This window comes from Stutzerimonas stutzeri (assembly GCF_002890895.1).
GTDB classification, from domain to species: Bacteria; Pseudomonadota; Gammaproteobacteria; order Pseudomonadales; family Pseudomonadaceae; genus Stutzerimonas; species Stutzerimonas stutzeri_AB.
This window is the reverse complement of record NZ_POUL01000004.1, coordinates 138,542-152,996: the sequence shown is the minus strand read 5'-3', so window position 1 is coordinate 152,996 and position 14,455 is coordinate 138,542. Positions and strand designations below refer to the sequence as shown.

The window sequence follows — 14,455 nt, the reverse complement described above, 5'->3', positions numbered from 1 at the left end:
CTAGCCCAGCAGCGCCAGACCAACCAGCACCGCGCATTCCACCAGTTCCAGCAAAGCTCCGGCAGTGTCGCCTGTGGTTCCGCCCAGACGCCGGACCAGACTACGACGCACTAGCATTCCAACCGCCGCTGCGACCCCCAGCGCAAGCCAGCCACTGGCTCCCATCAGCACGCCAGCAAGCACGATCAGCGCCAGTACGAACCGAGCCTCTGAGCGCGGCATGTGCTCGGCTAAGGCTTGGCCCAAACCACCCGGCCGCACATAGGCGGTGGTAAGAAACAGCCCCAACATTGCGCTTCGCCCCAACAGTGGTACTGCCAACAGCATCAACAGGTTGCCTTGCTCAAGCAGCGTCCATAGCGCGACGAATTTCAACAGCAGCAATAACACCAGCACGGCGACCGCAACCGGACCGCTGCAGGGGTCTTTCATGATCGCCAGAGTACGTTCCCGGTCGCCGAATCCGCCCAGCCAGGCATCCGCGCTATCGGCCAGGCCATCGAGGTGCAACGCACCGGTCAGCCAGACCCACGCGGCTAACAGCAGAGCAGCTTTTAGTGGCGCCGCCGCATTGCCAAGCGCCATGCCGAGGAAGCAGAGCATGCTGCCCAACAGCAACCCAACTAACGGGTAATACAGCAGGGATCTGCCGATCAACCGTGGCTCGGGGATGCTGTGCAGTCGCACCGGGAGGCAGGTCAGAAACTGCAGCGCAATCAGAAAGGGCTGCATCGTTCTTCCAGCCAGAGCGTGGCGTCGTTGAAACCGGTTCTCAGGCCGAACAACGCGCCATGACTGACCTCGACCTGCAACAGACATTCTCGCGGCAGACCACGGGCCTCTGCCAGCAGCAGCCGCATCACGCCCGCGTGGGTGACGAGTAATACACGTTCGCCCGCGCAACGATCGGTCAGTCGCTCGATTGCCGCCAGCACGCGCTTCTCAAAGTCCGCGACGGGCTCCGCACCGGGCGGAGTGAATCCGTACGGGTCGTTCCAGAAGCGCCCCAGGGCTTCGCTCTGATCGACCATCAGGTCGGCGGCGGTGCGCCCCTCCCAATCGCCAAAGTTCAGCTCGCGCAGGTCAGGCTCAAGATTGAGCTCAAGGGATTGTTGCTCGGCGAGTTCAGTTGCAAAGTCTGCGCAGCGGCGCAGGGGCGAACTGATGATTCGGTCCCAAGGCCCGGCACCGGCGACGGCGGCGCGCATCTGCTGCCAACCCTTTACGGTAAGCGCATCATCCAGCCGCCCTCGAAATCCGCCACCGGACTCGGTTTCGCCATGTCGCACCAACTCCAGCTGAACACTCATGAGTGCTTCGCCGCGACAGCAGCTTCGTCGAACGTGGCCATGCCGTCGTGAAGCGCGCAGGCCAGCCGAAGCAGCGGAACCGCCAGCGCCGCGCCGCTGCCCTCGCCTAGCCGCAGACCGAGATCCAGAAGCGGGCTTGCATCCAGGGCTGTAAGCACAGCGAGATGGCCCGGCTCGGCCGAGCGGTGCGCGAAGAGCAGCCAGTCACGACACGCCGGATTCAGCCGCACGGCGCACAACGCTGCCACACTGCAGATATAACCGTCGACCAGCGCGACGATTCCTAGCTGCGCGCAGGCAATATAAGCGCTGGTGAGCGCGGCCAGTTCGAAACCACCGACCCGCTGCATCCAGCCAAAGGTGTCGTGCGGCCCCGCATGCAGCGCCAGCGCCCGTTCGATGACTGCACTCTTTTGGGCAATACCAGCCGCATCCAGGCCGGTGCCTGGCCCAGCCAGTTCGTGAGGCGCGCAACCCAGCAAGGCGCAGGCCAGCGCCGCCGCAGTAGTGGTATTGCCGATGCCCATTTCGCCGCCAATGAACAGCTCGCTGCGCTGTTGTTGCGCCCGCAGCACAGTGTCGCGCCCAGCCTCCATGGCGAGCTGGCAGGTTTCGGCACTCATGGCCGATTCTCTGGTGAAATTGCGGGTGCCCGGCCCCAGCGAAAGATGGCGCACCCGAGGCAGCGACAACGGAGCCACCGTTCCCAGATCAATCACCTCCAGCATCGCGTCGAGCTGCTTGGCAAGCACACTGATCGCGGCGCCGCCGTTGACGAAGTTACCAAGCATCTGACCAGTGACCGATTGCGGAAATGCCGAGATACCTTCCTCGGCGACACCGTGATCTCCGGCAAAAATGGCGATGAAAATACGCTGAACCGAGGGTCGCTCGCGCCCTTGCAAAGACGCCAGCTGGGGGATCACCGAGTCGATACGCCCCAGCGCACCCGCCGGTTTAGTCAGCTGAGCATCGCGCTGCTGTGCCGCCCGGCGTGCCACTTCGTCCGGTACCCGGCAGGCCTCCAACCACCACTGCGTGTTCAAAGCGCCACTCCTTTAAGGGTCATTGGCAAGCCCGCCACGGTAAAGATCACCCGCTGACAACGCTCGGCGATGGCTTGATGTAACAGGCCGGTTTCATCGACATAACGGCGGGTCAGCTCGCCCAGCGGCACCACACCCAGCCCGGTTTCATTGCTCACCATCACTACCCGTCCCGGCAGCTCATGAAGACACTCGAGCAAGGCATCGCGCTCCTCAACCAGGCGAGTCTCGTCGTCCAGCATCAGCAAATTGGTGAGCCATAGTGTCAGGCAGTCCACCAGCAGGCAGCGATCCGCTCGGGCGTGTTCGCGCAGGATTGAAGCCAGCGCCAGTGGTTCTTCAATCAGCCCCCAGCTGGCAGGGCGCCGGGCACGATGATGAGCGATGCGCTCGCTCATCTCGCCGTCAAGCGGCTGGCTCGTGGCGATGTAAGTGACCGCCAGGCCACTTTCAACGGCAAGCCGCTCGGCCAACCGGCTCTTTCCGGACCGCGCCCCACCGAGGATGAGCTCAATCATGCCCCCGTCTCCCTTGATAGCCCGCAAAGCGCCAACAGCTGCGAGGCGTCCAGATGCTTGTCCACCAGATCCGCCAGGCGCTCGATGTCCCGTTCGCGCAGTGCCTGGTAATCGACCCGCTGCGCCTTCTCCAGCCCGGCCCAGCGCAGCAGTGACTCGCAAGCAGCGGGAGACTCGAACAGGCCATGGAGGTAGGTGCCGAGCACCTGGCCATCCTCGCTGATCGCACCGTCACCGCGCCCCTCTTCGAGTCGTACGGCAGCACGCTCCAGTGCCGGTCCGTCACTGATGCCCGCGTGAATCTCGTAGCCGGTGATGTCGGCGCCATCAATCGCCAGTCGACCCCTGACGTTGCGCAGCTGCTTGTGCGCAGCCAGCGTCGTGGAGAACCTCAGCAGTCCCAGCCCGTCGCTTTGCCCAGCCGGTCCTTCCAGCCCCAGCGGGTCGGCAATTGCGTCGCCCAGCATCTGCAGGCCGCCACAAATCCCCAGCACCTTGCCGCCGTAGCGCAGATGCCGCTGGATCGCCGGCTCCCAACCTTGCGCGCGCAACCATGCAAGGTCCGCGCGCACGCTTTTCGATCCCGGCAGGATAATCAGATCGGCAGATGGCACAGTTTGCCCCGGCCCGATAAAGCAGAGATCAACCTGCGGATGCAAACGCAGCGGATCGAAGTCGGTGTGGTTGCTGATACGCGGCAACACCGGCACCACCACTTTCAGGGTCTGCTCGCTCTTCGCCGACTGACGCACGTCGACGGCGTCTTCTGCTTCGAGGTGGAAATCCATAAGGTAAGGCAGCACCCCGAGAACGGGCTTGCCCGTGCGCTGCTCGAGCCAGTCGAGGCCCGGCTGCAGCAGCGCAATATCACCGCGAAAGCGGTTGATAACAAAGCCTTTGACCCGTGCCTGCTCACTTGGGCTGAGCAATTCCAGTGTTCCGACCAGATGCGCGAACACCCCGCCCTTATCGATATCGGCGATGAGGATCACCGGGCAGTCCACCTTTTCGGCAAAGCCCATATTGGCGATATCGTTGGCGCGCAGATTGATCTCGGCCGGCGAACCCGCGCCCTCGACCATCACCACCTGATAGCCATCGCTGAGGCGCTTGTGCGACGCCAGCACCGCCTCCATCGCCACGCGTTTGTAGTCGTGATAGGCCACCGCATCCATGTTGCCGACGGCCCGGCCGTGAATGATGACCTGCGCGCCCACATCGCTGTTGGGCTTGAGCAGGATTGGATTCATGTCGGTGTGCGGCGGCAAGCCGGCGGCCTGGGCCTGCACCGCTTGAGCACGCCCGATCTCGCCACCGTCGGCGGTAACCGCGCTGTTCAGCGCCATGTTCTGCGGTTTGAACGGCACGACGGTGATGCCCTTTCGCTTGAGCCAGCGACAAAGTGCGGTCACCAGCGTGCTCTTGCCAGCGTCGGAGGTTGTGCCCTGAACCATCAAGGTGCTCATGTGCGTACCGCCTGATAGCTGATCAGCGCCCGGGTCAGCCGCGCCCATCCGGCTTCGTCCGCCGGCAGCCCGAAGCGCACACTCGACGGACACAGGAAGCGACGCACCAGAATGCCCTGGCAGGCCAGAAACTCGTGAAGCATCGTGGCTTCCTCCGTCACAACCCAATGAAAAAGCCCGCAGCCCCCGGTGGGCGGCAACCCCTGCTCTGAAAGCAGCTGCGCCAGTCGCTCGCTATCGTTTCGCAAGCGCTCGCGTTGACGGTGCTGCCCCTCACGATCACCAAGCAAGACGGTACCGATGAAACGTGACGGGCCGGCAATCGGCCATGGCCCAAGGGCATCGCCGAGCACGGACAGCAAGCCTTGCTCCGCCAGCACGAAACCCAGCCGCGCACCGGCCATGCCGAAAAACTTGCCGAACGAGCGCAAAACGATCAGCCCTGGTAAGTGGCTATGCGGGGCCAGGCTGTTAGACGGGGTTGGGTCCATGAAAGCTTCGTCGACAATCAGCCAGCCACCACGCTCGGCAAGACGGCCATGCCAGCCGAGTAATTGCTCCGGTGGCAGCAGACGTCCAGTGGGGTTATTCGGGTTGACCACAACCAGCACATCGAGACTATCGAGGGCCCGCGGCACGCTGCCCTCGCTGAATTCGCTGAGGCGGTGCCCTTCCCGGCGCCATGCCGCTGCGTGCTCTGCATAACAGGGCGAGACGATTCCGACCTGCAGCGGCCCGCGCAGGCGCGGCAACATTTGAATCGCTGCCTGGGAGCCGGCCACTGGCAGTAGCGAGGTGGCACCGAAATAGGCCTGTGCAGCGGGCTCCAGTTTGTCTTCTGTTTCCGGCAGACGCCTCCAGGCTTCGGCGGGAATGGCCGGCAGATCGAAACCGTAAGGTGCGATGCCAGTGGAAAGATCCAGCCAATCCTGCAGCGGAATATCGAAATGCTCGGCCGCCCTGCGCAGCCTTCCGCCATGCTCAAGCACTCAACCAGTCTCCGAACAACAGCACCAACAACCACAGACCGACGCCCGCCCAGACCATGTCCAATGCGCGTTCGATGTCGCGCGCCTGAGGCGCTTCGCCTTCGCCAAGCACGGGTCTGTGGTGCAGCTCGCCGTGGTAGACCGCCGAACCGCCCAACGCCACGCCCAATGCCCCCGCCCCGGCAGCCATCACGGGCCCGGCGTTGGGGCTGTCCCAAAGCGGCGCCTGGGTACGCCAGCAGCGCCAGGCTCGGCGCGTCTGGCCCAGCAAGGCATAGGTCAGCGCAACCAGCCGGGCAGGAATGAAGTTGAGCACGTCATCGATACGCGCCGCAGCCCAGCCGAATCGCTCGAAGCGCTCATTGCGGTAGCCCCACATGGCATCGAGCGTATTGCTCAGTCGGTACAGGATCACGCCCGGCGCGCCCGCCAGCACCAACCAGAAAAGCGCGGCGAATACCGCATCGCTCCCGTTCTCCAGTGCCGACTCGGTCGCCGCCCGGGCGACGCCCTGCTCGTCGAGCTCGCGCGTATCGCGGCTGACGATGAACCCGACACGCAAGCGCGCCTCGGCCAAGTCACCCTGGCGCAGCGCACGGGCAACCGGCAGCAAATGGTCGCCAAGACTGCGTAGACCCAGAGCCATATAGAGCAAGCAGATCTCAACCAGCCAGCCAACGCCCGGCAATGAACCGAGTAGCCACGCCAATCCCGTAAGCGGCAGCACGGCGAGACACCAGGCAGTTACGCCGTGGCTGCGCCAACCGCGACCGTCGGGCCCGTTGAAGTGGCGCTCGAGCCGATCAGCCAGCGTGCCGAATGCAATCAGCGGGTGACCGCGACGCGGTTCGCCGAGTGCCGCATCCAGCGCAACCCCCGCTAAACAGCTTAGGGCCACGCTCACGACTGACGGTCCCAGTAATTATCGAACAGCAACTCAGTGAGTTGTCGCGGCTGGGTCCAACCTTCAAGCGCGAGCATTGGCGAAGGGTAGAACTCAGCCACCGGGCCAAGGCAAATCACCGCAACCGGCTTGGCCCCCGTGGGCATCTGCAGCAGATCGGCTAGCGCTTGAGGATCGAATAGCGATACCCAGCCCATGCCCAGCCCTTCAGCCCGCGCAGCGAGCCAGAGATTCTGGATCGCACAGGCAGCCGAAGCGAGGTCCATGTCCGGCATTGTGCGACGGCCAAACACGTGGGCCTCGCGACCCTCCATCAACGCGACGACCAGCAACTCAGCGCAATCGTGAATGCCCTCAACCTTGAGCTTCATGAATGCCTCGCCACGCTCGCCCAGCGCATCAGCGGTCAGGAGTCGCTCCTCCTCGACCAGATCGGCAATGGCGCTTCGCAATTCAGGAAGGCTGATACGCAGAAAACGCCAAGGCTGCATCAAGCCCACGCTGGGCGCCTGATGCGCGGCTTCGAGCAGGCGCGCCAGCAGCGCCGGTGCGACGTCGCCTCCGTTGAAATGCCGCATGTCGCGCCGCTCGCCAATGGCCCGGTAAACTCCGGCCCGCTGCTCGTCGGTGAAGGCTGAATCGTTCATGGACAGAGCATTGCCGCAGCCGCGCGGAAATCGGACGGCATGTAGAAGTGAATATAGGAAGCCGTCAGCCGACCCTGCCGGTACACCGCCTCAGCCGTTCGTTTGTAGTTTGGGCATTCGCCTCTCGCCAGTGGCTGCATTGGCGATTCGAGCGAGGAATGGTGAAAGGTGTGGCCACGCAGGCGCCCTTCCGGCAGCTGCACCTCCTGCAGCGCCAGTGCGGTAAAGCGCTTCTGCATCTGCGCTTCGCCAGGAATCAAGCCAAGCATGCTCTCCCGGATTCCGTCCTGGCCGGTCAGGCCGTCGAGCAGATAAAGCATGCCGCCACATTCGGCAAGCATTGGCTTGCCTGCATCGTGATGGGCGCGTATCGCCTCAGCCATCGCATGGTTGCGGCTCAACGCTCGCAGATGCAGCTCCGGGTAGCCGCCCGGCAAGTAAAGGCTATCCACAGCAGGCAAACGGGAAAATCGCAGCGGCGAGAAGAACAGCAGCTCCGCGCCCAGCGCTTGCAACAGATCGAGATTGGCCTGATAGACGAACGAGAAGGCGGCGTCACGTGCCACACCGATACGCACCCCGCTCAACAGTTTCGGCAGTGTCTCGGGTGCCGGTGGCGGAAAGCTGATCGCTGCTGGCAGGCTGCAATCCGCGCTCGCCGCCAGGGCGTCGGCAGCCGCGTCGAGTCGGGCGTCCAGATCGGCCAGCTCCTGCGCCTGTACGAGACCCAGATGACGGCTGGGCAGGCCAACAGATTCAGCGCGAGGCAGGGCGCCGAACCAACCGAGATTCTCAGGCAGGCAGTCGCGAAGGATTTCACCGTGTCGGCCGCTACCGACCCGGTTGGCCAACACACCGGCAAACGGCAGATCCGGCTGATAACTGGCCAAACCGTGGGCGAGCGCCCCGAAGGTCTGTGCCATCGCCGAACCATCGACTACCGCCAAAACCGGTACTCCGAACTGGCGCGCCAGATCCGCTGCCGAGGGCGTGCCATCGAACAGTCCCATGACCCCTTCGATAAGAATCAGATCGGCATCGCGCGCCGCTTCCCAGAGCAGGCGGCGACTTTCGGCCTCGCCCACCATCCACAGGTCGAGCTGATAGACCGGGTGGCCGCTGGCGCGCGCCAGCACCATGGGATCCAGAAAATCCGGCCCGCACTTGAATACACGCACCCGTTTACCTTGACGGGTGTGCAAGCGAGCCAGGCCAGCCGTTACAGTGGTTTTACCCTGGCCTGAGGCGGGTGCGGCTATCAGCAAGGCTGGGCAATGATGCGAAGTGTTCATCGCCCGCCTCCGCCTCCAGCAGCACACACCCTTAGCTCAAGCGTCAAAATTCGATTCCCTTCTGCGCTTTCACACCCGCTTTGAAAGCATGCTTGACCAAGCTCATTTCAGTCACGGTGTCGGCGGCTTCAATCAACCCCGGCGGCGCGCCGCGGCCGGTGACCACCACATGCTGCAACAGCGGTCGCGACTCGATATCAGCCAGCACCGGATCAAGCTCCAGGTAGCCATATTTGAGCGCGATGTTCAGCTCATCCAGCACCACCAGGCCAACCTCCGGATCGGCCAACAGTTGAGCCGCGACGTTCCACGCCTCCTTTGCTTTGGCGATATCACGCTGGCGGTCCTGGGTTTCCCAGGTGAACCCTTCGCCCATCACGTGGTAGCGAACCTCGTCGGGAAAGCGTCGGAAGAAACTCTCCTCGCCGGTGCTGGCAGCGCCTTTGATGAACTGCACCACGCCAACCTTGATACCGTGGCCGAGGGCACGAGCCACCATGCCAAAGGCCGAGCTGCTCTTGCCCTTGCCATTGCCGGTGTGGACCAGCAGCAAACCGTGCTCGTCCTGTGCTTCGGCAATCTTCTCGTCTACCACGGCCTTTTTACGCTGCATGCGCGCCTTGTGGCGGGCATCGCGCTCGCTGGACTCACTCATGCTCGAGCGCCTTCACGCTGTGCAGTCCAAGCACGCAGCCCGACGAACAAGACCGCAGCTGTGCCGACATACAGGGCCAGATTGCCCAGGTAACGGGGGTAGTAGGTGCCGATGCGCTCAGCCAGGTGCGCCAGGCTCGGATCCGGATAGCGGCCGGAGAAAAACAGGAAACCACCGCCGGAAAACAGGTAGCACACGAAGGCGCTGAGCACCACGACGCCCGCCAGCAACGCCAGGCTGCTCAGTTGGTCACGGTGCAACCGCGCATACATCCGTCCGCCGAACCACAGGGAGCCGTAGGCAGGCATCAGCATCCAGTAAGCCGGTGACATGCAATAACTGCTCACGCCCTGCCATTGGATGGCGGCGAAATCCAGCAGCGACGCCTCGACAAACAAAGCCGGAAACACCCAGCGCGGCGCCAGCAGCACACCCGCCAGAAAGAACACCGCCCATGAAGCGCTTGGCAAATTTACCGAGGCGAAGTGTTGGCCACGGGTCATAGCCATCAGCACCGCCAGTGCAATACCGACAGCCAGTTGGGCTCTTGGGGACAGTTTTATCATCGGTGTTCTCCTTTGGGGCAGCGCGCCAGCGGGCGCGATTAGAGTGCCTGGTAGCGGATCGTGAAATGGATCGCGCGGCCGGGCTGTTCATAGGTCTGGGCGGTTTCGTAATCGCGGTCGAACAGGTTGCTCAGCTTTGCCTGCAATCGCCAGGCATCATCGAGACGGTACTCACCACGCAGGTCTACGAGGGCGTAACCGGGCAAACGCTCGGCTTCGGTATTGCTGGATTTGTCGAAACGCTCACTCGCTGCGTACAGCGTCGTGCCGACAGCAAAGCGGCCAATGGCACGGTCCAGGTCGACATTCAGCGTCCGTTTGGCACGCCGCGGCAGCAGATGCCCGTGATTGGCCTTGCTACGGTCCTGCGGGTCGAGGACGGTCACCGAGGTGACGACATCCCAGCCCAGCAGCTCGGTGCCGACCACGCCTTCGATCCCGCGAATGCGCGCCACATCGACGTTCTGCGGCTGCATCGGACTGCTGCCACTCCAGATGATCAGGTCGTCAATCTGGTTTTCGAACGCGTTGAGGCTCCACTCGCCCCATTGCTGCTCTCCCTTCAGGCCCAGCTCATAGCTCTGCGACTCCTCCGGCTGCAGGTCGGGGTTGCCGGCAGTGAAGCCGGTGTCCGGCGCGTAGAGATCGTTGAAGGTGGGCGCCTTGAATGCCGTGCCGTAGGACGCGCTCAGTATCAGGTTGTCACGCAGGTCATAGCTCCAGCCAAGATTGCCGGTGTCATGGTTGCCGAACTGCTCGTTGTCATCGCGACGCAGGCCGGCCAACACGCCGTGACGGCCGAAGCGACCCTGGTACTGAAGATAGGCGCCCTTGTTGTCGCGCGTGTCGACCGCATAGTCGTCCGTCACGTCGATGCGGTCTTGCTGGTAGTCGAAACCAAGCGTGAGCAGCTGGTCTTCAGCCACGCTGAAATCATTCTGCCAATTGAAAGAATCGCGCTTGGTATCGAAACGCGAATAGAAACGACCGTCACGGAAATTGTCGGTGTTGTCTTCGCTATGCCCGGCCTGCAGGGTGACCAGCCATGGATCGATTGGCGTGAATCGTGCCCGGCCGCCGATGACTTGCTGACTGCCGTCGCTATAGGCAAAGCGGCCCGTAGCACCCGAATTGGAGCGGGAGTCGTAGTCGCTGTGAGTGTCGACGTGCAGCCAGCTGCCATCCAGCACCAGCCCACTGTCGAAGCGGTAGCCGCCGCGCAAGGCGCCCGACAGCTCACGATAACCGTCGGCATCAGCTTCATAGGCGCGAGGCGAAGTGGGCCGATAGGCTCGCGAATTGATGCCGTCGGTTGACGCGCTCGCCACGCCGAGATTGAACCAACCGGCACCCTGGCTACCGGATATGCCGGCGGTACCGTCAAAGCTGGAGCGACTGCCCGCGCCTGCGGAGAAATAGGGTTTGAACCCTTCGCCATCGCCGCGCCGCGTGAAGATCTGCATGACCCCACCCACCGCTTCCGAGCCGTACAGGCTGGAACGCGGACCGCGGACGAGTTCGATACGCTCGATCTGCTCGACCGGTATGTTCTCAAGCGACGCACCGCCCGATGTGGCCGATCCGATTTTCACCCCATCAACCAGAACAAGCAGATGCTGGCTGCTGGTACCACGCACATACACGGAAGAGGTTTTGCCGCGTCCGCCGTTGGAAGCAACGTTGACGCCAGCCAGGCCGCGCAGCAGTTCAGGAACGCTCTGCACCTGACTGCGCACAATCTGCTCGCGGGTAATGACGCTGGTGGAGGCAATCGGGCTGAGCACCTGCTCGGTGCGCGTGGCCGTGACCACCTGTTCGTTGAGATTCAGCGGCTGTACCGGCTGAGCATGGGAAAGCGAAGCATAGCCAAGCAGCACGAACGCTGCCGAGGTGTTGAGGGTCTTGCAGGTCAAGTTCAGGTCTCCGTCGTGCCCGCCGCACGACAACAGTCGATAAGGGCAGACGGAGAATGCGAAGGGAGCGCAGGTGCAAGCAGCCGCACCCCGATCAGCGCCCGCCGCACTGCCGTGGAATGCGACAGGCCGGTCTCCGGGCTTGCGAGCGGATGCCTTGCATCCTGGAACCGCGGCCTTCCCATGCCTGTGGCACAGTGGCTGTGAGCGGTGTCCTGTCTCGCCTACCGTTGCGGGGGCAGCGCCGGAATCTTCATCGAATGAACCGGCTTCCCTGTTTCACCCCTCTGGCGTTTCGCCAGGGGGCACCTGAAGCAGCGCGGAGGGTAGTCCAAGGCCCTGCGCAGCGCAACCGAAAGCGATCAGGACCCGAGCCAGAACAGGTTTCGGGAGCGCTGCTTGCGATTTACCGGAACGCCGGGCGCCGATTGGCTTCGAATGCAACAATGCCACCCGTCACAGACATCAGACGAGAAGACAGCCACCCATGACCAGCATCGTGCAGATCTCCGATACTCACTTCGGCACCGAACAGGCCGCCGTCGTGCAAGCCATGGAAGACCACGTGCGCGAGCACGGCGCGGACCTGCTGATCTTTTCCGGCGACATCACGCAGCGCGCCAGGGCCGGGCAGTTCGCCGATGCTCAGGCCTTCGTGCAGCGCCTGCATGGGCATGGCATCCCGAAGGCGCTGGTGATCCCGGGGAACCATGACATCCCGCTGTATAACGTCTTTGCGCGTTTGTTCATGCCCTACCGCAACTACCGTCGCCACTTTGGTGACGATCTGGAGCCGACCTTCGAAAACGACGAGATGCTGGTCATCGGCCTAAACACCACCCACCCCAGGCGCCACAAGGATGGACTGGTGACCGACGAGCAGGTGCAAGCGGTTGCCCGGCGCCTCAAGCAGAGCGACCCGAACAAGATCCGTATCGTAGTGGCGCACCAGCCCTTCGGCGCGATGGTGCTGAGCGATCTGAGCAACCTGCAGCACAACGCAGATAATGCGCTGCACCGCTGGGCCGATGAAGGCTTGGACCTGGTAATGGGCGGGCACATCCACCTGCCCTATGTATTGCCCTTGTCCAAGCAGTACACCGCGCTGTCTCGCGAGATCTGGATGGTCCAGGCAGGCACCACCCTCTCATCACGCGTACGCGGCACCTCCCCAAACTCGTTCAATCGGTTGAAGCTGCACCCGGGCGCGGACAAGAAGGTCTGTGTCGAGCGCTGGGATTTGCTCGATGATCAGTTCGTGCTCGGATCGCACTTCAACCTGCATTGGTGAGCGAAGCAGCTCACCCGGCGGTTATGAGCTGCTGCGACCCGAGCGCGGTTCAGCCCACCGCGCCTGCCACAGCAAGCCCGGTCAGATACACGCCAGCGAAGCCGAGATTGAATGCAACGAACAGGTACAGGCTGTATTTGAGGTAGCTACCGAAGGTCAGCCCCGGCACTTTGCTCATGGCCACGATGCCGGCTGCTGAACCGATGACCAGCAGCGAACCACCGACGCCCACCGCGTAAGTCAGAACCATCCACTCGGCGATGCCCATTTCAAGTCCGGACTTCAGCAGTGCTGCGGTCAGCGGTACGTTGTCGATCGCGGCCGACAGGATGCCCATCAGGTAGTTGGCGCCCACGGCGGGCACCTGGTCATAGATACGCACCAGGCCGTCGAGCACATGGATTTCCTTGAGCATGCCGACCAGCAGCAGGATGCCGAGGAAGAACAGTAAGGTCTCGAACTCAACCTGACGGACGTATTCCAGAATCGGATCGGTTTCGATGTCGTCGCTGAAGAAGCGCGCCACCAGAAACATGATCGACAACCCGGTCAGGAAGGTCAGCACGGGCGGAATCTGGAAGAAGAAGTTGCCAGCGATGGTGCACAGGATTGTGCCGAGAAAGATCAGTGCGATGGCAATGTCGACCCGGCGTACATCGGTGCGATGGCTCTCCACCACGACCTGCCCGCTCATGCCCAGCGAGAGCATCGCCGCTAGCAGCATGACCGCCAGAAAAGCCGGGAGCGCCAGCAGCAGCAACTGCAGGATCTGTACCTTGCCGGCTAGGAAGATCATCAGGGTCGTGACGTCACCGGTGATCAGCGCCACGCCGCCGGAGTTCACGGCAAACACCACCAACGCCGCGTATTTGATGGTCTTCTCAGCGCTGAGCTTGAGCGACATGATCAACGTGATGGAGACCAGCGTCGCGGTAATGTTGTCCGCCAGCGAGGAGAACACAAAGCAGAACGTCGCCGTCAGGAACAGCAGCTGCCGCTCGCTGATCCGCTTTGGCAAAACCAGGTAGATCAGGTTCTCAATCAGGCCTTTCTTGTTCAGGTAGGCGACAAAGGTCATCGCCGCCACCAGAAAGATCCACAGCCCGGCAATCTCCGCGATGTTTTCGTTGAGGCTGGTGAGCACCAGGTCGCGTTCGGCGCCGTGCGGGGAAAAGATGAACAGCAGCATCCACGCTAAGGTACCGAAGAACAGCGTGACCTTGGCTTTGTTTACATGGGTAATTTCTTCAAGAACGACACCGAGCAGAGCGGCCACGGCGAGGCCGATCAGCACGTACTGAAGTATTTCAGGCATGGGGCACCTAACGGATAAGGAGGGACGGTTCGTGCGCGGATGCGCACCCGAGAAGTTGGGGCGCCGATCATAGCCAAAGTGCGACAATTCGACACCTGACAAATGTCAATTCGAAGATATTTCGAATTATTCCGCCGCACGGGTGTGGCTTGGCAGCCGTTTAATGGCGTGGCACGAAGCCGGCAGGCTTGGCCGACAACCAGTCAACGAAGGTGCGCAGCCGAGCATCGGCCAGCAACGCGTCGCGACTGTTGAAGCTGAGCGCCAGCTCCTTTTCTGTAAACAGGCGATGGATCTGGTTGTGGCAGGGCCGGCAGACCCACAGCGTGGCGGTAATACGCTCCTCACGAGGGAAGCGCTTTCGGATATAGGTCTTGCCGTGCAAGGCCTTGGGAATCAGGTGATGGCGGGTCAAAGGCGCCTGCCGCAGGCACAGCTCGCACACTTCAGGCTGGTCAGGCAAACGCAGGAGTGGCGCCATCTAACGACCTCCTACTCGCAGCGCCTGAAATCCGCACCAGCTCGGCGTCGCGGGGAGCAGAG

Annotated in this window: 15 protein-coding genes and 1 riboswitch; of the genes, 1 reads left to right on the top strand and 14 read right to left on the bottom strand. The window is 62.7% G+C overall.

Annotated features, from left to right (window positions below):
- From CXK96_RS09035 to btuB, 12 genes are read right to left on the bottom strand one after another with little or no spacing between them, the layout of a single operon-like run.
- Positions 1-732 (bottom strand): adenosylcobinamide-GDP ribazoletransferase, encoded by a 732-nt coding sequence (locus CXK96_RS09035; protein WP_102836140.1) that lies wholly within the window; start codon positions 730-732, stop codon positions 1-3.
- Positions 717-1,310, bottom strand: a complete 594-nt coding sequence (cobC, locus tag CXK96_RS09030) for an alpha-ribazole phosphatase family protein (protein WP_102836139.1) — start codon at positions 1,308-1,310, stop codon at positions 717-719. The genes CXK96_RS09035 and cobC overlap by 16 nt, the downstream gene beginning before the upstream one ends.
- Positions 1,307-2,356, bottom strand: coding sequence for a nicotinate-nucleotide--dimethylbenzimidazole phosphoribosyltransferase (gene cobT, locus CXK96_RS09025; RefSeq protein ID WP_102836138.1), 1,050 nt, complete (start codon positions 2,354-2,356; stop codon positions 1,307-1,309). The genes cobC and cobT overlap by 4 nt, the downstream gene beginning before the upstream one ends.
- Positions 2,353-2,874, bottom strand: coding sequence for a bifunctional adenosylcobinamide kinase/adenosylcobinamide-phosphate guanylyltransferase (cobU, locus tag CXK96_RS09020; protein ID WP_102836137.1), 522 nt, complete (start codon positions 2,872-2,874; stop codon positions 2,353-2,355). Before cobU ends, cobT begins: the two co-directional genes overlap by 4 nt.
- Positions 2,871-4,340: a cobyric acid synthase gene (locus CXK96_RS09015; RefSeq protein WP_102836136.1), complete on the bottom strand. Its 1,470-nt coding sequence runs from the start codon at positions 4,338-4,340 to the stop codon at positions 2,871-2,873. The genes cobU and CXK96_RS09015 overlap by 4 nt, the downstream gene beginning before the upstream one ends.
- Positions 4,337-5,329 carry a threonine-phosphate decarboxylase CobD gene (cobD, locus tag CXK96_RS09010; protein ID WP_102836135.1) on the bottom strand — a complete coding sequence of 331 codons (993 nt, stop codon included), beginning with the start codon at positions 5,327-5,329 and terminating at the stop codon, positions 4,337-4,339. Before cobD ends, CXK96_RS09015 begins: the two co-directional genes overlap by 4 nt.
- Complete coding sequence (gene cbiB / locus CXK96_RS09005; protein ID WP_102836134.1) at positions 5,322-6,233, bottom strand: adenosylcobinamide-phosphate synthase CbiB; 912 nt, start codon at positions 6,231-6,233, stop codon at positions 5,322-5,324. The genes cobD and cbiB overlap by 8 nt, the downstream gene beginning before the upstream one ends.
- Positions 6,230-6,880: a 5,6-dimethylbenzimidazole synthase gene (bluB, locus tag CXK96_RS09000; protein ID WP_102836133.1), complete on the bottom strand. Its 651-nt coding sequence runs from the start codon at positions 6,878-6,880 to the stop codon at positions 6,230-6,232. The genes cbiB and bluB overlap by 4 nt, the downstream gene beginning before the upstream one ends.
- Positions 6,877-8,172 carry a cobyrinate a,c-diamide synthase gene (locus CXK96_RS08995; protein ID WP_102836132.1) on the bottom strand — a complete coding sequence of 432 codons (1,296 nt, stop codon included), beginning with the start codon at positions 8,170-8,172 and terminating at the stop codon, positions 6,877-6,879. Before CXK96_RS08995 ends, bluB begins: the two co-directional genes overlap by 4 nt.
- A gap of 43 nt (positions 8,173-8,215) precedes the next feature.
- Positions 8,216-8,827 carry a cob(I)yrinic acid a,c-diamide adenosyltransferase gene (gene cobO, locus CXK96_RS08990; RefSeq protein WP_102836131.1) on the bottom strand — a complete coding sequence of 204 codons (612 nt, stop codon included), beginning with the start codon at positions 8,825-8,827 and terminating at the stop codon, positions 8,216-8,218.
- A complete protein-coding gene (locus CXK96_RS08985) occupies positions 8,824-9,393 on the bottom strand; it encodes a hypothetical protein (RefSeq protein WP_102836130.1) in 570 nt (189 codons plus the stop codon). The genes cobO and CXK96_RS08985 overlap by 4 nt, the downstream gene beginning before the upstream one ends.
- A gap of 38 nt (positions 9,394-9,431) precedes the next feature.
- A complete protein-coding gene (gene btuB, locus CXK96_RS08980) occupies positions 9,432-11,306 on the bottom strand; it encodes a TonB-dependent vitamin B12 receptor (RefSeq protein ID WP_102836129.1) in 1,875 nt (624 codons plus the stop codon).
- A gap of 110 nt (positions 11,307-11,416) precedes the next feature.
- Positions 11,417-11,634, bottom strand: a riboswitch (cobalamin riboswitch).
- Between the two features lie 159 nt (positions 11,635-11,793).
- On the opposite strand from btuB, the gene CXK96_RS08975 reads away from it, so the two are divergent.
- On the top strand, positions 11,794-12,597 hold the full coding sequence (locus tag CXK96_RS08975; protein WP_102836128.1) for a metallophosphoesterase family protein: 804 nt from the start codon (positions 11,794-11,796) through the stop codon (positions 12,595-12,597).
- Between the two features lie 49 nt (positions 12,598-12,646).
- Here the strand turns inward: CXK96_RS08975 and nhaD are convergent, their stop codons facing one another.
- The gene (gene nhaD, locus CXK96_RS08970; RefSeq protein WP_102836127.1) at positions 12,647-13,912 is read right to left on the bottom strand and encodes a sodium:proton antiporter NhaD; all 1,266 of its coding nucleotides are present in this window, start codon (positions 13,910-13,912) and stop codon (positions 12,647-12,649) included.
- A 160-nt stretch (positions 13,913-14,072) separates the two neighbouring features.
- Complete coding sequence (locus tag CXK96_RS08965) at positions 14,073-14,393, bottom strand: hypothetical protein (protein WP_102836126.1); 321 nt, start codon at positions 14,391-14,393, stop codon at positions 14,073-14,075.
- Positions 14,394-14,455: the final 62 nt, after the last annotated feature.